The following is a 26462-nucleotide window of genomic DNA, read 5'->3' on the forward strand; positions in this document are numbered from 1 at the left end:
GCGCTCTCCCGCCCCGTGTTTCCCGGGACTTTGCCAACTCCTCAGGAATTAGTGATCAGTTGGTGCCTCTTTCACGGGACCCGGCTCGGCCGGCGGCTCCGCGCCCCGGTCCGGGGTGTTCTCCGGGTGGTGGCAGGCCACCTGGTGGCCGCTGCGCAGCGCGACGAGCGGCGGTTCCGTGGTCGAGCACACCTCGGTCGCCTTCCAGCAGCGGGTACGGAACCGGCAGCCGGAGGGCGGGTTGATCGGCGAGGGCACATCGCCCTTGAGCAGGATCCGGTCCCGCTCGGTCCGCCGCTTGGGATCGGGCACCGGCACCGCGGACATCAGCGCCTTGGTGTACGGATGCATCGGCGACTCGTAGAGCGACTTACGGTCGCTCAACTCCACGATCTTTCCGAGGTACATGACCGCGATCCGGTCCGAGACGTGCCGGATGACCGAGAGGTCGTGGGCGATGATGACGTAGGTCAGGCCCAGCTCCTGCTGGAGGTCGTCCATGAGGTTGACGACCTGCGCCTGGATGGAGACATCTAGGGCCGAGACCGGCTCGTCGGCGACCACCAGCTTCGGCTTGAGCGCCAACGCCCGCGCGATACCGATGCGTTGGCGCTGGCCGCCGGAGAATTCGTGCGGATAGCGGTTGTAGTGCTCGGGGCTCAGGCCCACCAGCTCCAGCAGCCGCTGCACCTCCTTCTTGACGCCGCCCTCGGGCTCGACGCCCTGGAGGCGGAAGGGGGTGCCGATGATGCCGCCGATGGTGTGCCGCGGGTTCAGCGAACCGTACGGATCCTGGAAGATCATCTGGACGTCGCGGCGCATCGGCCGCATCCGGCCCGCGGACAGGTGGGTGATGTCCCGGCCCTCGAACTCGATGGAGCCGCCGGTCGGTTCGTCGAGCCGGGTGATCAGCCGGCCCATCGTCGACTTGCCGCAGCCGGACTCGCCGACCACGCCGAGCGTCTCGCCGGGGCGGACGTCGAAATCGATGCCGTCGACCGCCTGCACCGCCCCGGCCTTCCGCTTGAGCAGGCCCTTGGTGATCGGGAAGTGCCGGACCAGACCGCGGACCCGCAGCAGCGGCTCGGCGTCGGAGTCCTGCGCGGAGTTCCGCCGGTGGCTGTCCGGCGCGCCCCCGTCCGCGGACTTCTTCTGGAGCGGGATCTTCTTGCTCTCGTCGTCAGTCGTCTCGGTCACAGCTTCGGCGCAATCTCTTCGGTCCAGATACGCTCCCGCTCCTCCTGCGACATGTGGCAGGCGGAGTAATGCCCGCCCACGACCTGCCGCAGTTCGGGGCGCACCGTGCGGGTGACGTTGTCCTTGGGGACGTCCGCGTACGGGCAACGGGGATTGAAGGCACAGCCGGACGGCACGTTGATCAGGCTGGGCGGCGAGCCCTTGACCGGGATCAGCCGGTCGGTCTGGTCACGGTCGATCCGCGGCATGGATCCGAGCAGGCCCCAGGTGTAGGGGTGCTGGGGACTGGAGAACACCTTCTCCGCGGGGCCCCTCTCCACACACCGGCCGGCGTACATCACCAGGAGCCGGTCGGCGAGTTCGGCGACCACTCCGAGGTCGTGGGTGATGATGATGACGGCGGAGCCGAACTCCTTCTGCAGATCGCGGATCAGGTCCAGGATCTGCGCCTGGACGGTGACGTCGAGCGCGGTGGTCGGCTCGTCGGCGATCAGCAGCTCGGGGTTGTTGACCAGCGCCATCGCGATCATGGCGCGCTGGCGCATGCCGCCGGAGAACTGGTGCGGATAGTCGCCGAAGCGCTTGCCGGGCTCGGGAATGCCGACCCGGTCGAGCATCTCCACCGACCGCTTGCGCGCCGTCTTCCGGTCGGCCTGGTTGTGGACCCGGTACGCCTCGGAGATCTGCGCGCCGACGGTGTAGTACGGGTGCAGTGCCGACAGCGGGTCCTGGAAGATCATGGCCATCTTGCGGCCGCGGAGCCTGCGCACCCGCTCCGGGTCCGCACCGATCAGCTCCTCGCCCTCCAGGTACACCTCCCCCGAGATCCGGGCCCGGTGGGAGCGGTGCAGCCCCATGATGCCGAGCGAGGTGACGGACTTGCCCGAGCCGGACTCGCCGACGATGCCCAGCGTCTCTCCGGCCTGGAGGTCGAAGCTGACGCCGTTGACGGACTTCACCAGGCCGTCGTCGGTATCGAAGTGGATCTTGAGGTCGCGGACGGAGAGGAAGCTGTCCGCGGCGGGCGGTTCGTGCTCCTGCGCGACGGGGGCCTCGGCCGTCGCGGCCGGGGCCTCGGCCGTCGCGGCCGGGGCGGCGGCGGACGCGGCCGGGGCGTCCCGGTCCGCGCCCTCCGGTGCCGGCTCGGACGTGGGCGGTTTGTTCGGCTCGGTCATGACAGCCTCACGCGGGGGTCGATCGCGGCGTACACCAGGTCCACCAGCAGATTGCACAGAACGATGAAGAAGGCGGCGACCAGCGTCACGCCCATGACGATGGGCAGGTCGCTGCGGGTGACGCCCTCAATGGCGTAGGCGCCCATCCCCTGGAAGGAGAAGACCCGTTCGGTGATGACGGCGCCGCCCAGAAGCAGCGCGAAGTCCATACCGAAGATGGTGATCAGCGGGGTGAGCGCGGAGCGCAGACCGTGCTTGACGACGACGGTCCGCTCCCGCAGGCCCTTGGCGCGCGCGGTACGGATGTAGTCCTCGCCCATCGTCTCCAGCATTCCGGCCCTGGTCAGCCGTGCGTAGAGCGCGGAATACAGGAAGGCCAGCGAACACCACGGGAGTACCAGGTTCCAGGCCCATTGGCCGGGACTCTCACCGAAGGGGACGAAATGCAGATTCGTCCAGATCGGCCAGTTGAAGCTGAACAGGGCCAGCGAGACCAGGCCGGTGAAGAACATCGGCAGCGAGACCCCGGCCAGGGCGATGCCCATTGCCAGTCGGTCGAAGAACGAACCGGGGCGGAGCGCGGACACCACGCCCGTGGCGACACCGGAGATGACCCAGATGACCGCCGCGCCGACCGCGAGGGAGAAGGTCACCGGAACTCTCTGGACGATTTCCGGCCAGACCTCGACATGGGTCTTGAAGGAATAGCCGAAGCACGGGGCGTTGCACACCGAGGGGTTGGGGCCGAAATTGTAATTCGCGCCGACCACAATGCCCTTGATGAAATGCCAGTACTGAAGATAGAGGGGCTGGTCCAGGCCCAGGTTCTTTTTGACCGCGGCGATGGAGGCCGCGTCGGGGTTTTTGCCGATGTACTGGGCGGCCAGCGAATCAGTCGTCTGTCCGCCCAGTCGCGGCACGAGAAAGAAGATCGCGAACGTGACTGCGCTGACCACCAACAGCAGCAGTACCGCGGCGAACACGCGTCGGATGATGTACGCAGCCACAGCCGTGCGGCGCCGGGTCCGGCGGGCGGGGTGCGCCCGCCGGACCCGGTGCCTTCACCTGCCTTTCAAGGTGCTGAATGCTCTGGAATTCGGGCCTACTTGGTGGAACTCATCAGCACGTAGTCGTACATGCCGAGGTAGGCCTCGGTGACGGTGACATTGGCTGCGGAGTTGGGCCGGTACAGCAGGTTCTTGCGGTAGAAGAGCGGCACCGCGGAGGCGTTCTCGGCCACCATCTGGTCGACGTCGCCCCAGATCTTCTCGCGCTTGGCGTCGTCCAGCGTGCCGATTCCCTCGGCCATCGCCTTGTTGATCTTGGGGTCGTCGAGTTCCATCAGGTTGTTGCCGCCGGAGGGCTTGATGGCGGCACCGTTGATGATCGACTCGAGGTAGCCGTAGCCGGTGGGCCAGTCGGCACCCCAGGCCATCATCATCATGCCGATCTTGTTCTTGTGGACGTACTCGGGGACGCCGACGTAGTCGGTGAAGTACTTGTCCGCCGGGAAGGTCTTGATCTCGGCGTCAATGCCGATCTTCTTCAGCGTGCCCTGGATCTGGGTGGCGGCGGTGACCTCGTCGGGACGGTCCGAACGCGCCGTCAGCGTGGTCTTGAAGCCCTTCGGCAGATCGCACTGCTTCAGCTGGTCCTTGGCCTTCGCCAGATCACCCTTGTTGCCGGGCGTCTTGTACAGGTCGAACTTCTTGTAGCCGCTGACCGACGGCGGGATCAGGGTGCTCGCCGGGTCGCCCTTCGGCCGGCCGCCGATGGAGTCGACCACACCGGCCTTGTCGATGGCGAGCTGCACGGCCTTGCGGCACTCGATCTTGTCGAACGGCTTCACGTGCAGGTTCATCGCCAGGTACGAGGTGGCGCCGGCGTACGGGTTGTCCGTCTTCGCCTTCTCCGCCGGCTTGGGCAGCACCTTCGGCTGGGTCTTGGCCTCCAGCCCGGTACCGGCGATGTCGGCGGTGATGGTGTCGTTCAGCAGGTGCTCGTCACGCGTGGTGACGTTCACGTTGAACTTCAGCTCGATCTTGTCCGGCAGCGCCTTGCGGATCGGGTCCGACTTCTGGTCCCACTTCGGGTTGCGGACCAGCGTGGCGCCGCGGCTCTCGTTGTAGGACTGGAACTTGTACGGGCCGGAAGAAACGATGTTCTTCACGTACTCCGCGCCCTTGTCCGACTTCTGCGGCACCGGAGCCGTCTGCGAGAAGGAGGCGAGGTAGTCCATGTCCGCGAACGGCTTGCTGAGGTGGAAGACGATCGTCTGGTCGTCCGGCGTCTCGATGGACTTCAGACCCTCGGCCGACTTGTCCTTGTAGGGGCCTTTGTACTTGTCGCCACCCTCCAGGTACGACTTGAAGTACGTCGGGCCGTTGGAGAGGGCCTCGGGCGCGAAGTTACTGCGCTCGATGGCGTACTTGACGTCCTTGGACGTGATCTTCGAACCGTCCTGGTACGTCACGCCCTTGCGCAGGGTGTACGTCCAGGTCTTGGCGTCCTTGCTGGCCTTGCCGAGCGAGGTGGCCAGGTCAGGGACGATCTCCAGGCTCTTCTTGCCGGGGGCGGGCTTGAACGTCACCAGCGAACGCCCGTACAGCCGGGAGAAGTTCTGCACCCAGCCGTAATACGTGTTGCCCGGGTCGAGCGAGTCGGGGCCGCTGGAGTGCTCGTAGGTGACCGTCCCTCCCTTCTTGTCCGACTTGTTGACGATGCTGGACATGCCCGCGTCGGCCTTGCCCCCACCGCTGCCGGTGGCGCCGCCGCCACCACTGCAGGCCGAAGCGCCCACCGCGGTCGCCACGGCCACCGCTATCACCGCGGCCGTCTTCCTGGTATTCATCCTGAGCACACCCCTCGCTCGGTCGATGCGGCGCAGCCGCAGTTATTTACTGCGGGGATCGAGCGCGTCACGCAGCCCGTCACCCAGCAAGTTGAAGGCCAGCACGGTGATGAAGATCGCCATACCGGGGATCACCATGAACATCGGGTCGACCTGGTAGAGGTCCACGGCCGTGGTGAGCATGCCGCCCCAGGACGCCTGCGGCGGCGCGATGCCGACGCCGAGGAAACTCAGCGCCGCCTCGAAGAGGATGTTCGTCGGGATCAGCAGCGTGGCGTAGACGAGGATCGGCGCGACCAGGTTCGGCAGCAGTTCCCGGAAGAGGATGAACGGTCCGCGCGCACCGAGGGACTTGGCCGCCGCGACGAACTCCCGCTCGCGCAGGCTCAGCGTCTGGGCCCGCACGATGCGCCCGATGTAGGGCCAGCTGAAGAAGCCGATCACGAAGACCAGGACGGCGATCCGCAGCGGCAGCCCCTCCAGCCCGAACGCGCCGTTCTGCAGGGACGCGGAAATGGAGATCGCGAACAGCAGCAGCGGGAAGGCGAGGAAGGTGTCCATGAGCCGGCTGATGACGCTGTCGACCCAGCCGCCGTAGAAGCCGGCCACCACTCCCATCACCACGCCGATGGCCACCGACAGCAGGGTGGAACCGGCCGCGACCACCAGCGACACCCAGGAGCCCTCGATGATGCGGGCCAGGATGTCGCGGCCGGTCTGCGGCTCGACGCCCAGCGGGTGCTCCCAACTGATGCCGCCCAGGGCTCCCTTGGGGGAGAGCAGTTCGGGATCGATGAGCTTCTGGTTGAAGGCGTTGGGGTCCAGCCCGAACACCGCCTGGATGGGCTGCGAGAGCACGGCCGTCAGGACGAGCAGGATGACAACGATGGCACCCGCCACCGCGACCTTGTCGCGCCGGAAGCGCAGCCACGCGATCTGCCCGAGCGAGCGCCCCTCGATGCGCTTGCTCGCCACGCCTTTCAGCACCGCTTCCGGCTGCGCCTGAGCAGCCGCCGCGGTGGTCTCGATCGGTGCGGTCACGGTGCTTTTGACCCCTCTCGGCCGACGGTGGTTCGGCCCACGCCCGCCGCTGAAGCGGCCTGATTCAGATCACTGGTGCATGTCGCTCGGACATCGCCGAAGCGCCCGGCACGACAGCTCGGAGGTTCACACGACGCCGGTGGAGATGACGCTCGTACAAGGGGCGACGCCCTCTGATGCCGGGAGTCTTCATCCGATTCGCGATCACTCACCAGCCCTGGCGGTGAATGGATGCGTAACTGTGATGTGGCCCACGGGCTTCCGTTATACGGACAGACGGCCCGGCTGAGCGGAAGGATCAGCCCCGGAAGCGCGGCTCAACCGCGGGGCACATGGGGCGAATTCAGGCCAGGACGGCGGTGCGGCGCCCGCCTCGGGGTGCGGTCAGTACGGGCGGGGGTAGCCGTAGGAGGGCGCGGGGGCCGGGGCCTGGCCGGGCGGCCGCCCGTAGCCGTCGCGGTCGAAGAAGGGGCGCGCGGAGGCCCGCATCCACATCCCGACGGGGTCGTAGTCGTCGTTCATCGCGACGGTCGAGACGGGCAGACCGTCCGGCACCGCACCGATCGACTGCTGGATCATCAACCGCACCGAATCCACGGCGTGCTGGCCGGTGTCGTACAGATCCAGCCCGATCGCCAGATAAGGGGCACCGAGGGCCGGTTGCACCCAGGCCCTGCGCAAGGACCGCACAGCGGGCGTCCGGTGGGCATTCTGCGAGAGCAGTGCATAGAACTGCGGAATGTCGATGGCCGGTTCGGAGATCCGCAGCGGGCCGGCGGGCAGCCGGTCGAGGCCGCCGGCGATCCGGCGGAGATCCAGCCACGGGATACCCACCCCGCCGCCGACGGCGTGCGGATTCAGCCACAGGCCCCAGCGGTCGGGGAAGAGGGTGGTGGCGATGTCGAGGCCGGTGACGAGTTCGTGATCGCGGTTCCAGCCGGACGCGGCGAGCTCGGGGGCCGAGGTCACACACGGCGCGTAGCCGAGGCCCTCGACCTCCATGTTTCCGTACTGCGCGTCGGGCATTCCGGCCCGGCCCTGCCACAGCAGCATCCAGACCTGTCCGGCGGCGAGTGCGTGCAGCAACGCCTCATAGGCGTCATAGCGACCGGGCGAGACCTGTTGCAGCATCTGCTCGACCTGTCCGGCCGCGGCCGCTCCCTGTTGCGCACCCGCGCTCACGTGGTCCGTCCCTTCACTCTGCAGGGCACGTTGGGGTGCGCCCGCCGTCATCCAACCAGCTTACGAGTGGTCCCGAGAGTAGAAGGGCCGCACGCGCTGCAGCATCCAGTCGGCGACCGGGTCGCCCATGGCGATGTCCAGCATGACGAGCTGTACGGGCCAGCGCACCGGCACGGCGCCGAGCGCACGTCCCAGGGCTGCCAGCGCCGCCTCCCGGGCGGTGCCGTCGTGCAGTGCGGCGGCGGTCGCCTCGACCTGAACACCGACGAACAGCGCGGGCGTGTCGGCCTCGACACTTGCCAGGGCACGCCGGGCAGTCAGGACAAATCCGGCACCGGAGAACTCCAGTCCGGCAGCGGCCAGGAAGTCCACCGGCTCGTCCTGCCAGTCCGGCTCGAAGAGCCGCACCCGTCCGCCGCTCGCCGGACCGTCCGCCTCCGTACGCCCCACCCGGCACAGTTCGGCCACCGCGGGCGGCCCCAGCGGGACACCGACCGTCCCGTCAGGATTGACGGCGATACCGATCTGCGGCGGCAGGCCGCGGGCGAACTCCCGGGCCGGCGCGACGGTGAAGGACATATGGGTGCCGACCACCCGCAGGAACTCCTGCTCGGAGCTGAAGACCGGGACGAACGCCGCGCCGCCGATCTCCACCGTCGGCAGGTCGAGCCCGCCGGCACCCATCCCCGCGCTCTCCGGACCGCCGCCGTTGGGCAGCGGCACCCAGACCCGGCTGCGGCCCAGGACCTCAACGATCCGGCCACCGGCGCCCGGATGCCCCACCGAGGCGGAGAGCACCTCTTCGAGCTCGTTCGCAGGCCATGCCAGCTGCGGTATCCCCTGCTCGGGGACGTTCCCCTGAAAAGTCATCGTGCCCACCCGTTCCGAACCGCACTGTCTGGCAAACGACCCTAGCGGGAGACGACGGGGTGTTCGAAAGGGGTTGGGCGCGGGCAGGTACGGCCGGCCGGTCCGCTCGGGCGCGGACCGGGCCCGGCGGCGTACCGCTCCGGTCGAAGTCAGTCGAAGCGGACGGTCTCCAGCGCGGTCGCCGCCGCCCGGTCCAGCAGCACCGCCGACGCGAAGCCCCTGGGCAGGCGGGCCGCCTCGGCCTCGCCGACCAGCCGGCCCACCGCCCTGCGGTGCCGGGCGAAGGCGTACCCCGACACCCCGCGCCCGCGCGACTCCTGGCCGGACAGCGCCACCTCCGGCGGCACATCGAGCAGCACCAGATGCAGCCCGCGCCCGCCCCGCCCGGCCGACCGGGCGATCCAGCGGCGCACCCAGGCGAGCGTCCCGCAGTCGTGCACGACCACGCTGTCGCCGGAGCGCAGCGCCCGGCGCAGGCCGAGGTAGTGAGAGGCCCGGACCAGCGGGCGGTAGAGGGCGTACGGCAGGCGGCGCAGCCGGCCGCGCTCCCAGCGGACGCGGACGTCCTGCGAATCGATGCGGTGCACCGCGGCGCCCCGGCCGTCCAGCGGCGGCACGATGCGGTGCATGAGGGTGCTCTTGCCGCTGCCCGGCAGACCGGAGACGACCACCAGATCGCCCGCGGGGAAGCGCAGCTCGGCCGCGGGGCGATCGCCCCGGGCGCCGCGCAGGTCCATGGTCGTGGCGCCGCGTCCGGGCCGGACGGCGGCGGGCGCGCGTCTGGGCCGGGGCAGCTCCGGCGGTGCCGCGGGAGTGATGGGTTCCGTGGGCGCGACCCCTGAAGTTGCCGCGAATGCCGCTTCGCTGTGCACCGTGATCGCCCTCCCGGTCCGGTTCGGTTCCGGTTCGAGCCCGTCCCCTACCCGCAGAGTGTCAAGAAAAGGTAATGCGCATCAAGGCGATTGTCCGATCCGTCCCCCGGTGCCTGCCGTGCGGAGCAGCCCGGATCGGGGCGGATCAGGGCGCGGGGCCGGTGTGCGGGCAGCCGCCGGGCGGAGGAGCGAGGCAGCGCGACGGGGTCCGCCGGGCCCCGAGGCGTACGGGAAGTGTCTGCCGGACGCCGCGCGCCGGGCCCGGTCCGCCGGACGGGACCCGGGTGCGGGCGGGGCGCGGGGCGGCCCGGCGGCCAGGGCTCCTGCATCAGGCGATCCCGTGCAATGATGTCGGCGCCACGTGCACACCTTCGTTCGACCGTGCACGGCCAACTCCATACCGGCCGCTTGAATCCGCGCGGGAGAGTCCCCGGCCGCCACGGCGGGGCGCCGAAGGAGCAAGTCCTCCCTTGAATCTCTCAGGCCCCGATACCGCGCGGGCGAGGCAGATCTGAAAAGCGAGCAGTGCCCGGTTTCAGGGGGCGGCTCCACCCAAGGTGCAAACCGGGTCGTTCTTCGCGGACGGACTCCCGGTGAACCTCTCAGGTTCCGATGACAGATGGGGAGAACGTCCTGTCACCCATGCCTGGGAGCCCAGAACCATGACAGATGCCCCCCGCCTCACCGCGCTCGACGCCACGCACCGCGCGCTCGGCGCGACCATGACCGACTTCGCCGGCTGGGACATGCCGCTGCGCTACAGCAGCGAACGCGACGAACACGTCGCCGTCCGCACCCGCGCCGGCCTCTTCGACCTCTCCCACATGGGCGAGATCACCGTCACCGGCCCGCAGGCCGCCGACCTCCTCGACTACGCGCTGGTCGGCAACATCGGCGGCGTCAAGACCGGTCGCGCCCGCTACACCATGATCTGCGAGGCCGCCGGCGGCATCCTCGACGACCTGATCGTCTACCGGCTCGCCGACCAGGAGTTCATGGTCGTCGCCAACGCCTCCAACGCCCAGGTGGTACTGGACGCGCTGACCGAGCGGGCGGGGGGCTTCGACGCCGCGATCCGCGACGACCGGGACGCCTACGCGCTGCTCGCGGTGCAGGGGCCTCAGTCCCCGGGCATCCTCAAGGGCCTCACGGACGCCGACCTCGACGGCCTCAAGTACTACGCGGGGCTGCCCGGCACGGTCGCCGGCATCGACGCACTGATCGCCCGCACCGGCTACACCGGCGAGGACGGCTTCGAGCTGTTCGTACGGCCCGCCGACGCGGTCGCCCTCTGGGAGGCGCTGTCCGAGGCCGGCAAGGACGCCGGGCTCATCCCCTGCGGGCTGTCCTGCCGCGACACGCTGCGCCTGGAGGCGGGCATGCCGCTCTACGGCCACGAGCTGACCTCCGCCACCACCCCCTTCGACGCGGGCCTGGGCCGGGTCGTGAAATTCGAGAAGACCTCCAACAACGGCGACTTCGTCGGCCGTACCGCGCTGGCCGCGGCCGCCGAGCGCGCCGAGAGCGCCCCGCCGCGCAAGCTGGTCGGCCTGATCGCCGAGGGCCGTCGTGTCCCGCGCGCCGGCTACCCGGTCGTCGCCGCCGACGGCACCGTCATCGGCGAGGTCACCTCCGGTGCGCCCTCCCCCACCCTCGGCAAGCCGCTCGCCATCGCGTACGTCGACGCCGCCTACGCCACACCGGGCACCGAGGGTGTCGCGGTGGACATCCGTGGAAGCCATGAGCCGTACGAGGTCGTGGCGCTGCCGTTCTACAAGCGACAGAAGTAGCGCCACACGGGCGGCAGGCGTGCCCCGGCACGCACCGCGCGTCTCACTGTGCAAGACCCCCTTCACGATCACCCCTTCGCGTACAGGAGAATCGAGCCATGAGCAACCCCCAGCAGCTGCGCTACAGCAAGGAGCACGAGTGGCTGTCGGTCGCCGAGGACGGCGTCTCGACGGTCGGCATCACGGAGCACGCGGCGAACGCGCTCGGCGATGTCGTCTACGTGCAGCTTCCTGAGGTCGGCACCACGGTCACCGCGGGCGAGACCTGCGGTGAGCTGGAGTCGACCAAGTCGGTCAGTGATCTCTACGCGCCTGTGGACGGCGAGATCACCGAGATCAACGAGGACGTCAGCAACGACCCCTCGCTGGTGAACTCCGCCCCGTTCGAGGGCGGTTGGCTCTTCAAGGTGAAGATCTCGGGCGAGCCGGGCGAACTGCTCTCGGCCGACGAGTACGCCGCCTTCGTCACCGGCTGAGCCACCCGGCCCGCCGTCCCGCCACCGCCCGCGGGGAAGTGCTTCGCGCCCCCTGACCTCTCCAGGAAGACTCATGTCGCTTCTCAACAGCTCCCTCCATGATCTCGACCCCGACGTCGCCGCCGCCGTCGATGCCGAGCTCCACCGTCAGCAGTCCACCCTCGAAATGATCGCGTCGGAGAACTTCGCTCCGGTCGCCGTCATGGAGGCCCAGGGCTCGGTCCTGACCAACAAGTACGCCGAGGGCTACCCCGGCCGCCGTTACTACGGCGGCTGTGAGCACGTCGACGTCGTCGAGCAGATCGCCATCGACCGGATCAAGGCGCTCTTCGGCGCCGAGGCCGCGAACGTCCAGCCGCACTCCGGTGCGCAGGCCAACGCCGCCGCGATGTTCGCGCTGATCAAGCCGGGCGACACCATCCTGGGCCTGAACCTCGCGCACGGCGGGCACCTGACCCACGGCATGAAGATCAACTTCTCGGGCAAGCTCTACAACGTGGTGCCCTACCACGTCGACGAGAAGTCGAACCTGGTCGACATGGAAGAGGTCGAGCGCCTCGCCAAGGAGCACCGCCCGAAGCTGATCGTGGCCGGCTGGTCCGCGTACCCGCGCCAGCTGGACTTCGCCGAGTTCCGCCGGATCGCGGACGAGGTCGGCGCCTACCTGATGGTCGACATGGCGCACTTCGCCGGTCTGGTCGCCGCGGGTCTGCACCCCTCCCCCGTGCCGCACGCGCACGTCGTCACCACCACCACGCACAAGACCCTCGGCGGTCCGCGCGGCGGTGTGATCCTGTCGACCCAGGAACTCGCCAAGAAGATCAACTCGGCGGTCTTCCCGGGCCAGCAGGGCGGCCCCCTGGAGCACGTCATCGCGGCGAAGGCGGTGTCCTTCAAGGTCGCGGCGTCCGACGACTTCAAGGAGCGCCAGCAGCGCACCCTGGACGGCGCCCGCATCCTCGCCGAGCGCCTCGTCCAGCCGGACGTCACCGAGGTCGGCGTGTCCGTCCTGTCCGGCGGCACCGACGTGCACCTGGTCCTGGTGGACCTGCGCAACAGCGAGCTGGACGGCCAGCAGGCCGAGGACCGCCTCCACGAGGTCGGCATCACGGTCAACCGCAACGCCATCCCGAACGACCCGCGGCCCCCGATGGTCACCTCGGGCCTGCGGATCGGCACCCCGGCGCTGGCCACCCGCGGCTTCCAGGAGGAGGACTTCCGCGAGGTCGCCGACATCATCGCCGAGGCGCTGAAGCCGTCCTACGACACCGAGTCGCTCAAGGCCCGGGTCAGCGCGCTGGCGGACAAGCACCCGCTCTACCCGTCGCTCTGAGACGGGACGCGGTCCGGCGTGAGCCGGGTCACGTGACGCGATGCACGACGTGAGGGCCCGGTCCGCCGGACATCCGGCGGACCGGGGACGAGCGGGCCCGGGGCCGTGGGTTCCGGGCCTGCCGCCCGCACCCCCGTCCCTTTCCCCTTCGAAGGGCGGGGGCGGCCTGCGCCGGCAGGCCGCCCCCGCCCGGTGGACGAGCGCCTTCCGGCTCGGGACGGCGCCGGTCACCGCGCCCGGCAGCCCCGATTCCGGCGGCCGTGGCATCCTTCCCGGCGGCCCGGACATCGCTCCGGCCGCCGTCCGGGACCGCTCCCTCCGGGCCCTACGGGCCGGTGACGACGCCCACCGGGCCGGGCCGGGACCGACCGGGTCCGGCCCCGTGCCGCACCGGCCCCAAGGGTCACCCGCCCCCACACCCCGGCAGCCGAAGCCCTGCCGTCACCTGCCCTTACGCCCGACGACGGCCGCCCGACGGTTCCCGTCCGACGGCACAGCGCCGGGTCCGCGTTACGCTCGACAGTCGGCGCAGAAACGTACCTCCTGCCCCATTGCTCCACCGTCCACCACGAGCAGACAAGGGAGTCCGCCACCGTGGCCATCTCCGTCTTCGACCTCTTCTCCATCGGCATCGGCCCCTCCAGCTCGCACACGGTCGGTCCGATGCGTGCCGCCCGCATGTTCGTCGGACGCCTCAAGAAGGACGGTCTCCTCGCGCAGACGGTCTCGGTACGCGCCGAACTGTTCGGCTCGCTCGGTGCCACCGGCCACGGCCACGGCACCCCCAAGGCCGTACTCCTCGGCCTGGAGGGCCACTCCCCCCGCACCGTCGACGTCGAGAACGCGGACGCCGAGGTCGAGCGGATCCGCACGGCCAAGCGGCTGCGGCTGATGGGCGCCGAAATAGGGGACGCCCACGAGATCGACTTCGACGAGTCGACCGAGCTGATCCTGCACCGCCGCCGCGCCCTGCCCTACCACGCCAACGGCATGACCCTCTTCGCGTACGACGGCACCGGCGCCCCGCTCCTGGAGAAGACCTACTACTCGGTCGGCGGCGGCTTCGTCGTCGACGAGGACGCGGTCGGTGAGGACCGCATCGTCCTCGACGACACCGTCCTGAAGTACCCCTTCCGCACCGGCGACGAGCTGATGCGGCTCTCCCAGGACACCGGCCTGTCCATCGCCGCGCTGATGCTGGAGAACGAGAAGGCCTGGCGTACGGAAGAGGAGATCCACGACGGCCTGCTGGAGATCTGGCAGGTCATGCAGGCCTGTGTGAGCCGCGGCATGTCCCAGGAGGGCATCCTCCCCGGCGGCCTCAAGGTGCGCCGCCGGGCCGCGAACTCCGCCCGCCAGCTGCGCTCCGACGGCGACCCGCTCGCGCACGCCATGGAGTGGGTCACCCTCTACGCGATGTCCGTCAACGAGGAGAACGCGGCCGGCGGCCGGGTCGTCACCGCGCCCACCAACGGCGCGGCCGGCATCATCCCCGCCGTCCTGCACTACTACATCAACTTCGTGCCCGGCGCGGACGAGGAAGGCGTCGTCCGCTTCCTGCTCGCCGCCGGCGCCATCGGCATGCTCTTCAAGGAGAACGCCTCCATCTCCGGCGCGGAGGTCGGCTGCCAGGGCGAGGTCGGCTCCGCCTGCTCCATGGCGGCCGGCGGCCTGGCCGAAGTGCTCGGCGGCTCCCCGGAGCAGGTCGAGAACGCCGCCGAGATCGGCATGGAGCACAACCTCGGTCTGACCTGCGACCCCGTCGGCGGACTCGTCCAGATCCCGTGCATCGAGCGCAACGGCATGGCGGCGGTCAAGGCCATCACCGCCGCCCGCATGGCGCTGCGTGGCGACGGCCGCCACCACGTCTCCCTCGACAAGGTCATCAAGACCATGAAGGAGACCGGCGCCGACATGAGCGTCAAGTACAAGGAGACGGCGCGCGGCGGACTGGCCGTGAACATCATCGAGTGCTGAGCAGGCGGACGGGTGCGCCCGGGGCCGGGCCCCGGCGCACCCGTCCGGCGTTCGCGCTATCTGCCGATCTCCCAGGCGGAGGGCGGGAGTTCGCGGGCCCGGGAGTAGATGTCCAGGGCATGGTGCGCCGGGACGAAGGGGTGCACGCGGGCCCCGTCGAGACCGGCCAGCAGACGCGCGCAGTGCTGGACGCAGCCGGCCACCTCCCTGCCGAGGCGGTCCACGATGGTGGCGGTGTCGTGCGGGCCCTCACAGGGCACCGGGTCCTCGGCGACGGCGGCGGCGCAGCGGCTGTGCGGGCCCGGTGGGGCGAGTGGGATGCGTGGGTTGCCGAGCGGTTGATCCATGGAGTCCCCCTGGTGGCGCGTGTGCCGACCGGTGGCGCCGCCCGTTGTGCCGGCCCGCCCCCGGTGTCCAGGACAGTGCTGCTCGGTGCGACCCGCGTCCATGCGGACTTGGGGAAGACCTGGTCCGATCGTCAACCATTCATGGCGCGCTGCGGGGCGGGGTGCGCCGTGAGGGGGGCGTGTGGCGGGGGACGCGCGGTGCGCGTCGGGTCAACTGGTGGGCGTGGAGGGCGAGTCGGGGGATCGGGGCGGCCCCGGGTGGCGGAAGGCGAACGGCTCCGCGAGCAGCGCCAGAGCGAGCAGCGCGGTGGCCAGCAGCCAGCCGGCCAGCACATCGCCCGGCCAGTGGACGCCCAGATAGACGCGGGTGACGCCGACGCCGAGGGCCCACAGGGCGAGCACCGCGCACCAGGTGCGGGCGGTGCCGGGGCGGGCGCGGTGCAGCACACCCCAGGCCAGCAGCCCGGCCGCCAGGGCGGCGGTGGTGGCGTGGCCGGAGGGGAAGGAGTAGCCGGAGGCCCGCCCCGCCCAGTCGGCCTGTGGCGGGCGGGGGCGGGCGAGCAGTTCCATCAGGCCGTAGCGGATCGCCTGGCCGACCGCGAGAACGACCACGGCGCAGGCCACCGCGCGGAGCCGGCCGAGGGTGCCGCGCGCGGCCAGCAGCCCGGCGAGCACCGCCATCGCGTACGGAACGGGGCCGCTGCCGGTCGCGGTGAGCGCACGGGCCAGCGAGCGCAGCGGCTCACCGTGGTGTGCCGCCGACCAGTCGTGGGCGGCCTGTTCGGGGGCGAGGGGCGCGCCGTGGCGTACGGCCACGACGACGGCCGCGGCGGCGAAGAGCGCCGCGCAGACGGCCGCGAGGGCGACGAGCAGCGCGGGCCGGGGGCCGCCCCGTGGCGGTGCCGCCGGGTGGGGTGCCACCGCCGGCCGGGACCGCTCCCCCCGTCCGGTCGGCGTCACCTGGAAGCCACCAGGGGGCGCAGTCGCGTGGCGCGGGCGCGTTCGACGGCGGGGGCGGCGCGGCGGGCGAGGAGGGTCAGCGGCCATCCGACGACCACGCCGACGAGCAGGCCGACGAGCACGTCGTGGGGGTAGTGGGCGCCGACCCAGATGCGGGAGGCGGCCATCAGGAGCGCGGCGGGCACGGCGATCCGGCCGAGCCCGCTGCCGCACAGGACGAGGGCCACGGCGGCGGCGGCCGCGATGGCCGAGTGGTTGCTCGGGAACGACCAGTCGCCGAGGCCCGGGCAGGCCTCGACGGTGACCGTGTGCAGCGTCTGGCAGGGCCGCTGTTCGTCGAAGAAGCTCTTGATGACGTCGTTGGCCAGGTACGCGACCACCACGACCACGGGAACGGCCAGCACCATCGCCATCGCGCCGGCGCCCGCGCCGGAGCGCCGGGCCCGCCACCACCCGAGCACCATCAGGGCCGCGAAGAGCACCAGTCCGTAGTCGGTCCAGTAGGAGATGACGGTGTTGAGGGTGTGCGGGGTGTGCTGCGCGAGACCGGTGATCCAGGTGTACAGGCCGCCGTCGATCGAGGCTCCGCCGAAGGCTGGGACGCTCACTGTGGTTCTCCTAGGCGGTGGGTGCGGCGGCTGTGCCGGGCGGGTGGACGAGGTCGGTGGGTGCTGCGGCGGTGTGGTGGGGGCGCCCTCACCTGCGGTTCTGCGGCGGCTCAAGCTCTGTCGGCGGGCGCTCCCATAATGGACTCCGGGCCTGTCGCTCGGACGGCCCTACCGACTACAGTCCCGTAGACGGTCTACGAAACTGTAGACGACGGAACGGCGGAGGGCGTTCGATGACGGACACACCACCCGTGCAGCGGCGCCCCGCGGGCGAGCTGGAGGCGAGCGTCCTCGCGGCGCTCTGGGCGGCCGGGGAACCGCTGAGCCCCGCCGGGGTGCAGCACGCCCTGGGCGGCCGGCTCGCCCGCACGACCGTGACGACGATCCTCACCCGGCTGCACGACAAAGGGGCCGTCTCCCGCTCCCGGGCAGGCCGCGGCTTCGCCTACTCCCCCATACAGGACTCGGCAGGGCTGACCGCCCGCCGGATGCGCAGCGAACTCGACAAGCAGGACGACCGCGGCACGGCGCTGGCCCGCTTCGTCTCCCAGCTCTCGACCGAGGACGAGCGGCTGCTCCGCTCGCTGCTGGACGGCGCGGAGGCGGAGGCCGGGGCGGGCGCGGCAGGGAGTCCGGCCGGAGCCGGCTCGGGCCCCGCCGGTGGTGCCGCGCCGCCCGATCCGGATGCCGCCCCATGATCTTCGCCGTGTGGATCCCGCTGCTGATGCCGCTGCTCGCCGTGCCCGCCGCGCGGCGGCTGGCGCAGTCGCTGCCGCCGCACGCCGCCGCCTGGCTGCTGACGGGCTGCGCCGCCGTCCTGGCCGGGTGCACGGCCGCGGCACTCGGGCTGCTGCTGGCCGCCGGAGCGCTGCGGCTGCCCCCGGTCGCCGCGCTCGGCCACCTCTCCCTTGCGCTGCTCGGCGGCACCGGCGGCTATCAGGCCGTGACGGTCCCGGTGGCGTGCGCCGCGGGCGCCCTGCTGGCGGCCTGCGCCGCCACCGTCGCCCGGCGCACCCACCGCCACCACACCGAGCTGCGCCGCGCCCGGCGTGCCGCCGACGCCCACCCCACGGCGGGCGGCCTCTGCGTCCTCCCCCACTCCGCCCCCGACGCGTACGCCCTCCCGGGACGCACCGGCAGCGGCGGCCGGGTGGTGGTCACCGCCGGGATGCTGCGGGCGCTGTCGGCCGCCGAGCGGGAGGCGCTGTTCGCCCATGAGCGCGCCCATCTCGCGGGCCGGCACCACCTCTTCCTGCTCACCGCCTCGCTGGCCGCCGCCTGCCATCCGCTCCTGCGCGTCCTGCACGAGCCGCTGGCGTACGCCCTGGAGCGCTGGGCCGACGAATCGGCCGCGTCGCGGGTCGGCGACCGGCGGCTCACCGCCCGCGCCATCGGCCGCGCGGCCCTCGCCGCCGCTCCGCATGCCATGACGCCGAACCGCCCCGGCAGCGTCCTCGCCGCGACCGCCGGCCCCGTCCCCCGCCGCGTCGCGGCCCTCCTGGCCCCGCCCCCCGGCCACGGCCACAGCCACCCGCCGACACGCGCCCGCTCCCAGGGCCGACGGGTGATCGCGGCCGCCCTGCTCGCCTGTGTCGCGTTCTCCGCGGCCGCCGCCGTGGACGCCGCAGCCGACCTGCACGACAACGTGGAGTCCGCCCAAGGCGCCCGGGTGACGCAGGTACCCGGATGATGCACAGCGCCCGGGTGAGGCGGGCGTAGGTCCCACGGGTGGCCGGGGGAGGCGCGTGCAGTTCCACGCGTGGCCGGATGAAGCCCGTCCAGGTCCCGCGCGTGGCCGGGCTTTGCAGGTCCCACGCGTGGCCGGGTGACGCGCGTGGCCGGGTGAGGCCTCTCAGAGCGACGCGCGTGGCGAGGTGGAGGCGCAACCCGGGCGGCCACGGCCACCGAATCGGCCCCCGGCCCGCCCGATCCGGCGGTCCAGACGGTCCAGACGGTCCAGACGGTCCAGGCGATCCGTGTGACCCAGGCGATCCCCAACCGCCGCGCCCGTCCCACGCGTCCAAGTCGTCCCACGCGTCCAACTCGCCCCACCCGTCACCCGTCACCCCGTCGCCCCGTCAGCCCCTCCCCGTGCCCCCGCCCGTACCCGCACCCGTGTCCGTTCCGCCGGGGCCTGATCCCGGTGCCGGTCCGGGGCCGGTTTCCGCTCCCGGAGCCGTCCCCGGTGTCGGCCCCGGTGCCGTGCCCGCGCCGTTGCCCGTGCCGACGGTGAAGCCGAGGGTGGCGCCGCCGCCCGGCCGGTGGGCGGCGAAGGCGTGGCCGCCGTGGGCGGTGGCGATCTCGCGGACGATGGCGAGGCCGAGCCCGGAGCCCGGCAGGCCGCGGGCGGCCGGGGCGCGGTAGAAGCGGTCGAAGACCCGGGTCAGGTCCGTGTCAGCGATGCCGGGCCCCCGGTCGAGGACTTCCACCCGGACGCGGGTGACGACGACCTCGATCGGCTCCGTGCCGCCCGCGTCGAATTTGGCGGCGTTCTCCAGGAGGTTGGACAGCGCCCGGTGCAGTGCGGCGGGGCGGCCCTCGACCACCGCCGGCCGGACGGTCCGTACGGCGATCTCCCGGCCCGTGCGGCGCCGCGCCGACGCCGCTGCCTTCTCCGCCACGTCGGCCAGGTTCACCTCGGCCAGCGGGTCGTCGTCGCGCTGTCCGGCCGCCAGGTCGACCAGCTCGTTGACCAGGTCGGTGAGTTCCCTGGCCTCGCCCGCCAGGTCGGCGAGGAGTTCCTCGCGGGCGTCCGGCGGCAGTTCCTCGAACCGCTTGAGCAGCGAGATGTTCGTCCGCAGCGAGGTCAGCGGGGTGCGCAGCTCGTGGCCCGCGTCCTGGACGAGCCGCTGCTGGTCCTGCACGGAGTTCGCCAGCCGGCCGAGCATGTCGTCGAAGGCCCGCCCCAGCCGGGCGACCTCGTCGCGGCCCGCGACCGGGACGGGGACGTCCAGCCGGCCGTGCTCCGCCACGCTCTCGGCGACCGAGGTGAGCCGGACCAGCCGGCCGGTGATCCGGCGCGCCAGCCACCAGCCGGCGCCTCCGGACAGGGCGATGACCGCGGCCGCCAGCAGGGCGGTGCGCTGCTGGAGGGCGGAGAGCAGGTCCTCGGTCTCGCTGAATTTCTGGGCGACCTGGACGGCGCCGCGTCCGCCGCCGAGCGACACGGTCGCGACGTGGTACTCCTCGTCGCCGACCTCGGCCTCCCGCTGTGCCTCCCGGCCCGCCTCTGCCGCCGACGCGGTCCCGCGTTCCTCGGCGCCCACCGGGAGCGCCGGGCGCCCGGGGTCTTCGATCCGGCCGCCGGTGCCCAGCACCTGGACGTTGGTACGGGTGGGCCGGGTGAGGTCGTCGCGGGGGCCGTCGTGGTCGGGGTCGGACGTCACGTAGTCGGCCGGCCCGAACGGCTTCTCCCGCACCTGGGTCCGCAGATCCCGTACGACCTGCGAGAACACCGACTTCTCATCCACCCTGACCAGCCTGGCCGCCGCGTCATAACTGAGGAACCCGACCAGTACGGTCACCGCCGCCGCCAAGGTGGCGAAGGTGACCGCGAAGGCGGTACGCAGGCTGGCCGGCTTGCGGGTCCGCAGCCAGGCGACCGGCCGGCCGCCGCACCGGCGTGCCCAGGATCCGAACCGGCCGCGGGGCCCGGACACCTCAGTCCTCCCGGAGGACGTAGCCGATGCCGCGCACCGTGTGGATCAGCGGCCGGCTGCCCGGCACATCGACCTTGCGCCGCAGGTAGCCGACGTACACGGCGAGGTTCTTCGAGCCGGGGCCGAAGTCGTAGCCCCAGATCCGGTCGTAGATCGTCGAGTGGTCCAGGACGATCCCGGCGTTCCGCGCCAGGAGTTCCAGCAACTCGAATTCGGTACGGGTCAGCTCCAGCTCACGCGTACCGCGCCAGGCCCGGCGGGAGGGGCCGTCGATCCGCAGATCGGCCGCCTCGACGACCCCGCTGTCGGCCAGCCGCGCGTCGTACTCCTCACCCGTCTCACCGGCCCCGGTCCCTGGGCCGGCCCCGAGGCCGTCCTCCGTGCCGTCCGCGCCACCCGTGCCGTCCGCCGCCGCCTCCGGCGCCGTACGCCGCAGCAGCGCCCGCAACCGGGCGAAGACCTCTTCGACCTCGAAGGGCTTGACGACGTAGTCGTCGGCCCCGGCGTCCAGCCCGGCGATCCGGTCCGCCGTCCCGACCCGGGCGGTCAGCATGAGGATCGGGGTGCGGTCCTCCTCGGCACGCAGCACCTGGCACACCTGGAGACCGTCGATGCCCGGCATCATCACGTCCAGCAGGATCACATCCGGCCGCTCGCGGTGTGCGGCGGCGAGCGCCTGGATCCCGTCGGCCACCGCCGTGACGCGGTACCCCTCCAAGGTCAGCGCACGCTCCAGGGCGGTGCGGATGGGGCGGTCGTCCTCGGCGAGCAGTACGGCATAGGTCACCCGGCAAGTCTGCCAAGGTCACGACGGCGGGAGCGCGGGCGGGCGGTTCGCCGGTGGCTTTCTTACCGGGCTCTCACCCGGCGCACGCCCTCGGCTTACCCCTTGCCGACAGCGTTGCCCCGTGCCGGACGTTCCGGCCGCGGCGATCACCGCGGCAAGGGGCCCTCGGCACCGACGACTTGGCACGGCAAGGGGGAGACCCAGCATGCGGGACACGAAGCACGGGGACGGGAACGGCGACGGGAGCGGGGGCACGGGCAGGGGCGGGGACCGCGTCCGGACGCCCCGTCTGAAGATCACCCTCCTGCTGCACAACGCCTACGCCATCGGCGGCACCATCCGCACCACCCTCAACCTCGCCGCGGCGCTCGCCGACCGGCACGACGTGGAGATCGTCTCGATGCTCCGGCATCGCGAGGTCCCGCGTTTCACCATGGACCCCCGGGTCCGGCTGGTGCCGCTGGTCGACACCCGGGTCGGCAGCGACGACATGGCGGACCCGCGCTTCGGCGAGCCCGCGCTGGACTTCCCCGCCGCCGAGAAGCGGCACGACCAGTACAGCCGCCTGGTCGACGTCCGGGCCGCGGAGTTCCTGCGGGCCAGCGACGCGGATGTGCTGATCGGGACCCGGCCCGGCATCAATGCCTACCTCGCGCGGTTCGGCCGCCACCGGGCCCTGCGGATCGCCCAGGAGCATCTGCGGCACGATGCGCACAGCAAGCGCCTGAGGGCCGAACTCGCAGGCCACTACCGAGGGTTGGACGCACTGGTCACGACCACCGAGGCGGACGCCGCCGTCTACCGCGCCCGGATGCCGCTGCCCGGCGTACGGGTGCTGTCCGTGCCCAACATCGTGCCGCCGGCGGACGGCCCGCCCTCCGACGGCAGCGCGAAGGTGATCGCCGCGGCCGGGCGGCTGGTCCGCGGCAAGCGCTTCGACCTGCTCATCGAGGCCTTCTCGGCGGTCGCCACCAAGCATCCGGACTGGCGGCTGCGCATCCACGGCGGCGGCACCGAGCGCGCCCGGCTCCAAGGGCTGATCGACGGGCTCGGGCTCACCGGACAGGCCGAGCTGACCGGGCCGCGTTCGCCGATCGAGGCGGAGTTCGCCAAGGCGTCGATCGTCGCCTCGGCCTCCGACGCCGAATCGTTCGGCATGACGATCGTCGAGGCGATGCGCTGCGGCGTCCCGGTCGTCAGCACCGACTGCCCGCTCGGCCCGGCCGAGATCATCCACGACGGCAGGGACGGTCGGCTGGTGCCGCGCGGGGACGGGCGGGCGCTGGCCGGCGCCCTGATCGACCTCATCGAGGACCCCGAAGGCCGCCGGCTGATGGCCAAGACCGCCCTGGAGAGCTCCCATCGCTACGATCCGGAGCCGATCGCGGAGCGCTACGCGCGCCTGTTCCAGGAGCTGCGGTCGACGCGCCGGAGGAGGGCCTGGCGGCGCGCCCTCGGACGGGCCCGCGCCGGCGCCCGGGGCCTGCTCCGACGGTGCCGCCGCAGGCTGGGCTAGGGGCTGTCGTTCGCAGAGGCCGGTGAAGCGGTTGGCCGAGGCGTGTCCGCGACGTCCCTCACGGCGCTCCGGGCGGCCGAAAGGACGTCGCGGCAGGCCCTGAGAGACGGCCCTCGACGCGCCACACCCGCCGCACCAGCACCGGCCGTACGGCCGCACCCCGCAGGCCCCTCCTGTCACCAACACGCCCTCGGCGTAGGGAACTTCACCGCCCTGATCTGGCGTCCCAGGACGTGAACGTGCTGAACTGCTGGAACGCAGATGACGCTTCTACTTCGAAAGGCCCGATCGGCAGGAGGCCGCGCATGCTGCATGGTGTCGATGTCAGCTCCTACAACACCTCGTTCTCCACGGCGGGGTTGGACTTCGTGATCGTCAAGGCGACCGAGGGCCGTTCCTACATCAACCCCCACCAGTCCGCGCAGGCGGCGAAGGCCCGCAAGGCGGGATGCGTGGTCGGTTTCTACCACTTCCTGTGGCCGGGGAACATCGCCGCGCAGGCCAAGTACTTCGTCGAGAAGTGCGCCTCCGTCCAGGGCGACATCCTGGCCGCCGACTGGGAGCGCACCGGCGACGGCACGTACGCGAGCAACGCGCAGAAGGACCAGTTCCTGCTGGAGGTCAAGAAGCTGCGGCCCACGCACCGCGTGATGCTCTACTGCAACCGCGATTTCTGGCTCAACCACGACACGACGTCCTACGCCGCCGACGGGCTGTGGATCGCCGACTACGTCTCCGCCGGGCACCCGCGGATCAAGGCGAAGTGGCGCATCCATCAGTACACCTCGACGCCCCTGGACAAGAACGTGGCGGACTTCGCGAGCAAGGCCGCCCTCAAGAAGTGGGCGCACCCGTCATAAGGTTTCCCCACCAGCATCATCCGCATCACCAGTGCGCCCGGCCCGTCAGCCCGACGGTACGACCGCGTGCGGAACACCTGACATAAGGAGCAGCCGTGACCGACCCGGCGTCCAAGGCCCTGCAGCAGGAGATCGCCCGGGATCTCCAGGTGACCGCGTCCTTCGACGCCGAGCAGGAGATCGAGCGCCGGGTGGCCTTCCTCGCGGAGCGCCTGACGTCGACGGGCCTGCGCGCCCTGGTCCTCGGGATCAGCGGCGGCGTCGACTCCACGACCGCGGGCCGGCTCTGCCAGCTCGCCGTGGAGCGGGCCCGCGCCGCCGGGCACGACGCGACGTTCTTCGCGATGCGGCTGCCGTACGGCGTCCAGGCGGACGAGAAGGACGCGCAGCTGGCGGTGGACTTCATCCGCGCCGACCGACTGCTGACCGTCGACATCCGCCCGGCGAGCGATGCGGCGCTCAAGGCGGCGATGGACGCCGATGTCACCTTCCGCGACGACCATCACCAGGATTTCGTCCAGGGAAACATCAAGGCCCGCCAGCGCATGATCGCGCAGTACGCGGTCGCGGGCGCCCATGAGGGTCTGGTGGTGGGCACCGACCACGCCGCCGAGGCCGTCTCCGGCTTCTTCACGAAGTTCGGCGACGGCGCGGCCGATGTCGTGCCGCTCACCGGCCTGACCAAGCGCCGGGTACGGGCCGTCTCCGCGGCGCTCGGCGCCCCGGCGGAGCTGGTGGGGAAGGTTCCGACGGCCGACCTGGAGACGCTTGACCCGGGCAAGCCCGACGAGGACGCGCTCGGCGTGAGCTACGACCAGATCGACGACTTCCTGGAGGGCAAGCCGGTCGGCGAGGCCGCCTTCGAGGCGATCGTCCGCCGCTACCGCCTCACCGACCACAAGCGCGCCCTGCCGATCGCTCCCTGAGCCGGGCCGTGCAGCCCCCTCCCCACGGACATGTCATGCGCCGGCAAGGGGACGGTCACCCTCCGGGTGCTACATCGTGGGCGGGAGGGGGCATGCATGCGGCCATGGGAAGCCGCGAAGTCCGATCGGAAGATCAACTGTCAGTGGGGCCGCCTACGCTCCGAGGCATGGGTTACGCAAGCCTGCGCGAACTCCAGACCGCGCTGACCACCGCCTCCGACATTGCCTCCTCCCTGCAGTCCGCGCCGACCCGGCGGGACGCAGACCAGCTCGTCGACGTCCTCCGGCAGGCGCTGACCGCTGCCAGTTCGCTGGGGGCACAGACCGGCCCGACCGGCTGCGCCGACCATCCGCACGGCGCCGTCGACCCCCTCTACGGCGACCCGGAGGACCCGCTGCCGCCGGGCTACGGCAAGTGCCTGCTCTGCAACGACCGCCGGCGCCGGGCGGACGCCCACCACCCCCATCCGCATCCTCGCCCCCGCCTGCATCCGCACCTCCGCCGCCGGCTGAGCGCGTAGCCGGGCGGCCGGGGCGGCGGTGGCGGGCGGGGCGGCGGTCCAGTGCACCCGTCCGCAGGGGCCGGGTCCGCCCGTCAGGACGTAGCATCCGCGCATGCGACCTGCCACATACAGCGATGAGGACCTCGAACAGCACTCCCTGCGGCGGCGGGTGCCCGACGACGGGCAGCGGTCCGGCTTCGAGCACGACGTCGACCGGATCCTCTACTCGACGCAGTGGCGGGCGCTGGCCGGCAAGAGCCAGGTGGTGGCGAGCGCCGAGCTGGGCGCGTACCACACCCGGCTGACCCACTCCATGAAGGTCGCCCAGCTCGGGCGGCGGATGGCGGAGCGGCTGGAGCGCAAATACGGCGGCCCGAATCCGGCCCTCGTCGAGGCGGCGTGCATGGCCCACGACATCGGGCATCCGCCTTTCGGGCACGCGGGCGAGCTGGCCCTGCGCGCCACCATGGACGAGCTGCATTTCGCCGACGGTGTGCTGGACAGTTTCGAGGGCAACGCGCAGACCCTACGGGTGCTGACCTTCCTCGCCGCCCACAAATACCCCGGCCACCGCGGGCTGCACCTGACCCGCGCCTGCCTGGACGCCTCCACGAAGTACCCGTGGGAGCGGGCGCCGGTCGACCAGGATCCGGCGCGGCATGTGAAGTGGGGCGTCTACGTCGCCGACCGCGAGGCGTTCGCCTGGGTGCGGGCCGGCCGTGACGACACCGCCGTGCCCGTCGAGGAGCAGGTCATGGACTGGGCGGACGATGTCACCTACGCCTGCCATGACGTGGAGGACTTCTACCGTACGGGCCTGATCCCGCTGGCCGCGCTGTTCCCCCCGGCCGGCGCCGCGGGCGGTGACACCGAACGCGAGATCCGCCGCTTCCTGGACTATGTGGAGGCCAAGCGGGGGCGGTCGGGCGAGAGCTTCGACCGGGCGGCGGCGCTGCTGCTGATGGCGGACATCGGCAAGCGGCTGGCGGTGCACGCCCCGTACAGCGGGAGCCATGAGGACGCGGTCGCGGTCAACCGCCGCACCGCCGACCTGATCTCGTACTTCACCCGCGGCATCGAGCTGGAGGTGGGCGGCGCCGCGGCGATCCGCTACGGGGCGCGGCTGGTGATCCCCGACGAGCGGCGGGCCGCCTGCGATCTGCTCAAGGAGCTGGTGTGGTGCTACGTCATCGACCGCCCGGCGCTCGCCACCCAGCAGCACGGCAGCCGGCGGGTGGTCGGCGAGCTGCTGCGCTGGAGCCATGACGCACCCGAGCTGCTGCCGCCGGACCGGGCCGAGGAGCTGGCGCTGCACGGCGACCGGCTACGGGCCGCCGCCGACCATGTCGCCTCGCTCACCGAGGACCAGGCGCTGGCCCTGCACCGCCGGCTGTCCGGTACGGGCCTCGGCTCGGTCAGCGACAACGTGTGGCTGTGAGAGCGGGGCGGGGCGGGGCCGGGCCGGGCCGGGCACAGCCTCCTCGGCCGCTGCCCGCCCCGTCACCTGCCCGCTCGCCCGCCCCGCGTCAGTT

At 71.7% G+C, this 26462-nt stretch carries 24 protein-coding genes and 1 riboswitch; of the genes, 11 read left to right on the forward strand and 13 right to left on the reverse strand.

The features are described 5' to 3' along the window. Nucleotides 1-48: 48 nt before the first annotated feature. The 8 genes from ACIRQ7_RS01210 to ACIRQ7_RS01245 form a co-directional block, all read right to left on the reverse strand. A complete protein-coding gene (locus tag ACIRQ7_RS01210) occupies nt 49-1197 on the reverse strand; it encodes an ABC transporter ATP-binding protein (protein WP_404258992.1) in 1149 nt (382 codons plus the stop codon). Beyond that, the gene (locus ACIRQ7_RS01215) at nt 1194-2372 is read right to left on the reverse strand and encodes an ABC transporter ATP-binding protein (protein ID WP_404258993.1); all 1179 of its coding nucleotides are present in this window, start codon (nt 2370-2372) and stop codon (nt 1194-1196) included. The genes ACIRQ7_RS01210 and ACIRQ7_RS01215 overlap by 4 nt, the downstream gene beginning before the upstream one ends. Then, complete coding sequence (locus ACIRQ7_RS01220; RefSeq protein WP_401463244.1) at nt 2369-3379, reverse strand: ABC transporter permease; 1011 nt, start codon at nt 3377-3379, stop codon at nt 2369-2371. The genes ACIRQ7_RS01215 and ACIRQ7_RS01220 overlap by 4 nt, the downstream gene beginning before the upstream one ends. 95 nt (nt 3380-3474) lie before the next feature. After that, nucleotides 3475-5223 (reverse strand): ABC transporter substrate-binding protein, encoded by a 1749-nt coding sequence (locus ACIRQ7_RS01225; protein ID WP_401463242.1) that lies wholly within the window; start codon nt 5221-5223, stop codon nt 3475-3477. Between the two features lie 42 nt (nt 5224-5265). Next, nucleotides 5266-6264 (reverse strand): ABC transporter permease, encoded by a 999-nt coding sequence (locus ACIRQ7_RS01230; protein ID WP_401463240.1) that lies wholly within the window; start codon nt 6262-6264, stop codon nt 5266-5268. Nucleotides 6265-6648: 384 nt separating this feature from the next. Continuing rightward, entirely contained in the window at nt 6649-7446 is a 798-nt protein-coding gene (locus ACIRQ7_RS01235) for an enhanced serine sensitivity protein SseB C-terminal domain-containing protein (RefSeq protein ID WP_401463238.1), read from the reverse strand. 60 nt (nt 7447-7506) lie between these two features. After that, on the reverse strand, nt 7507-8316 hold the full coding sequence (locus tag ACIRQ7_RS01240; protein WP_401463236.1) for an enhanced serine sensitivity protein SseB: 810 nt from the start codon (nt 8314-8316) through the stop codon (nt 7507-7509). Nucleotides 8317-8465: 149 nt separating this feature from the next. After that, nucleotides 8466-9053 (reverse strand): AAA family ATPase, encoded by a 588-nt coding sequence (locus ACIRQ7_RS01245; protein WP_404258996.1) that lies wholly within the window; start codon nt 9051-9053, stop codon nt 8466-8468. A 544-nt stretch (nt 9054-9597) separates the two neighbouring features. Then, nucleotides 9598-9693: riboswitch (glycine riboswitch) on the forward strand. Nucleotides 9694-9850: 157 nt separating this feature from the next. Here ACIRQ7_RS01245 and gcvT point away from each other — a divergent pair. The 4 genes from gcvT (at nt 9851) to ACIRQ7_RS01265 (ending at nt 14764) form a co-directional block, all read left to right on the forward strand. Beyond that, nucleotides 9851-10978: a glycine cleavage system aminomethyltransferase GcvT gene (gcvT, locus tag ACIRQ7_RS01250; RefSeq protein ID WP_404258998.1), complete on the forward strand. Its 1128-nt coding sequence runs from the start codon at nt 9851-9853 to the stop codon at nt 10976-10978. A gap of 98 nt (nt 10979-11076) precedes the next feature. Next, nucleotides 11077-11454: a glycine cleavage system protein GcvH gene (gene gcvH / locus ACIRQ7_RS01255; RefSeq protein ID WP_401463230.1), complete on the forward strand. Its 378-nt coding sequence runs from the start codon at nt 11077-11079 to the stop codon at nt 11452-11454. Between the two features lie 73 nt (nt 11455-11527). Further along, the gene (gene glyA / locus ACIRQ7_RS01260; protein ID WP_401463228.1) at nt 11528-12787 is read left to right on the forward strand and encodes a serine hydroxymethyltransferase; all 1260 of its coding nucleotides are present in this window, start codon (nt 11528-11530) and stop codon (nt 12785-12787) included. A gap of 594 nt (nt 12788-13381) precedes the next feature. Beyond that, on the forward strand, nt 13382-14764 hold the full coding sequence (locus ACIRQ7_RS01265) for an L-serine ammonia-lyase (RefSeq protein WP_404259000.1): 1383 nt from the start codon (nt 13382-13384) through the stop codon (nt 14762-14764). A gap of 56 nt (nt 14765-14820) precedes the next feature. Here ACIRQ7_RS01265 and ACIRQ7_RS01270 read toward each other — a convergent pair whose 3' ends face one another. The 3 genes from ACIRQ7_RS01270 to ACIRQ7_RS01280 all read right to left on the reverse strand — a co-directional run bounded on the left by ACIRQ7_RS01270 (nt 14821) and on the right by ACIRQ7_RS01280 (nt 16679). Further along, nucleotides 14821-15111: a hypothetical protein gene (locus tag ACIRQ7_RS01270; protein WP_404259002.1), complete on the reverse strand. Its 291-nt coding sequence runs from the start codon at nt 15109-15111 to the stop codon at nt 14821-14823. 210 nt (nt 15112-15321) lie between these two features. Further along, nucleotides 15322-16032 (reverse strand): phosphatase PAP2 family protein, encoded by a 711-nt coding sequence (locus ACIRQ7_RS01275; protein ID WP_404259004.1) that lies wholly within the window; start codon nt 16030-16032, stop codon nt 15322-15324. 35 nt (nt 16033-16067) lie between these two features. Beyond that, complete coding sequence (locus ACIRQ7_RS01280) at nt 16068-16679, reverse strand: phosphatase PAP2 family protein (RefSeq protein ID WP_404259006.1); 612 nt, start codon at nt 16677-16679, stop codon at nt 16068-16070. 233 nt (nt 16680-16912) lie between these two features. Here ACIRQ7_RS01280 and ACIRQ7_RS01285 point away from each other — a divergent pair, with 233 nt between their 5' ends. After that, nucleotides 16913-17377 carry a BlaI/MecI/CopY family transcriptional regulator gene (locus ACIRQ7_RS01285; RefSeq protein WP_404259008.1) on the forward strand — a complete coding sequence of 155 codons (465 nt, stop codon included), beginning with the start codon at nt 16913-16915 and terminating at the stop codon, nt 17375-17377. Next, nucleotides 17374-18369 (forward strand): M56 family metallopeptidase, encoded by a 996-nt coding sequence (locus ACIRQ7_RS01290; RefSeq protein ID WP_404259010.1) that lies wholly within the window; start codon nt 17374-17376, stop codon nt 18367-18369. The genes ACIRQ7_RS01285 and ACIRQ7_RS01290 overlap by 4 nt, the downstream gene beginning before the upstream one ends. A 388-nt stretch (nt 18370-18757) precedes the next feature. Here ACIRQ7_RS01290 and ACIRQ7_RS01295 read toward each other — a convergent pair whose 3' ends face one another. Both ACIRQ7_RS01295 and ACIRQ7_RS01300 read right to left on the reverse strand, forming a co-directional pair. Beyond that, a complete protein-coding gene (locus ACIRQ7_RS01295; protein WP_404259012.1) occupies nt 18758-20338 on the reverse strand; it encodes a sensor histidine kinase in 1581 nt (526 codons plus the stop codon). Nucleotide 20339: 1 nt separating this feature from the next. Continuing rightward, nucleotides 20340-21125: a response regulator transcription factor gene (locus ACIRQ7_RS01300; RefSeq protein WP_404259013.1), complete on the reverse strand. Its 786-nt coding sequence runs from the start codon at nt 21123-21125 to the stop codon at nt 20340-20342. Nucleotides 21126-21414: 289 nt separating this feature from the next. Here ACIRQ7_RS01300 and ACIRQ7_RS01305 point away from each other — a divergent pair, with 289 nt between their 5' ends. The 5 genes from ACIRQ7_RS01305 to ACIRQ7_RS01325 all read left to right on the forward strand — a co-directional run bounded on the left by ACIRQ7_RS01305 (nt 21415) and on the right by ACIRQ7_RS01325 (nt 26368). Next, nucleotides 21415-22641, forward strand: a complete 1227-nt coding sequence (locus tag ACIRQ7_RS01305; protein WP_404260042.1) for a glycosyltransferase family 4 protein — start codon at nt 21415-21417, stop codon at nt 22639-22641. A 305-nt stretch (nt 22642-22946) separates the two neighbouring features. Continuing rightward, entirely contained in the window at nt 22947-23501 is a 555-nt protein-coding gene (locus ACIRQ7_RS01310) for a GH25 family lysozyme (RefSeq protein ID WP_401463210.1), read from the forward strand. Nucleotides 23502-23596: 95 nt separating this feature from the next. After that, nucleotides 23597-24427: an ammonia-dependent NAD(+) synthetase gene (gene nadE, locus ACIRQ7_RS01315; RefSeq protein WP_404259015.1), complete on the forward strand. Its 831-nt coding sequence runs from the start codon at nt 23597-23599 to the stop codon at nt 24425-24427. 167 nt (nt 24428-24594) lie between these two features. Then, nucleotides 24595-24948: a hypothetical protein gene (locus ACIRQ7_RS01320; RefSeq protein WP_404259016.1), complete on the forward strand. Its 354-nt coding sequence runs from the start codon at nt 24595-24597 to the stop codon at nt 24946-24948. A gap of 94 nt (nt 24949-25042) precedes the next feature. After that, complete coding sequence (locus ACIRQ7_RS01325) at nt 25043-26368, forward strand: deoxyguanosinetriphosphate triphosphohydrolase family protein (protein ID WP_404259017.1); 1326 nt, start codon at nt 25043-25045, stop codon at nt 26366-26368. Nucleotides 26369-26462 lie beyond the last annotated feature (94 nt).

Source organism: Streptomyces sp. NPDC101393 (assembly GCF_044767385.1).
Taxonomy (GTDB): domain Bacteria; phylum Actinomycetota; class Actinomycetes; order Streptomycetales; family Streptomycetaceae; genus Streptomyces.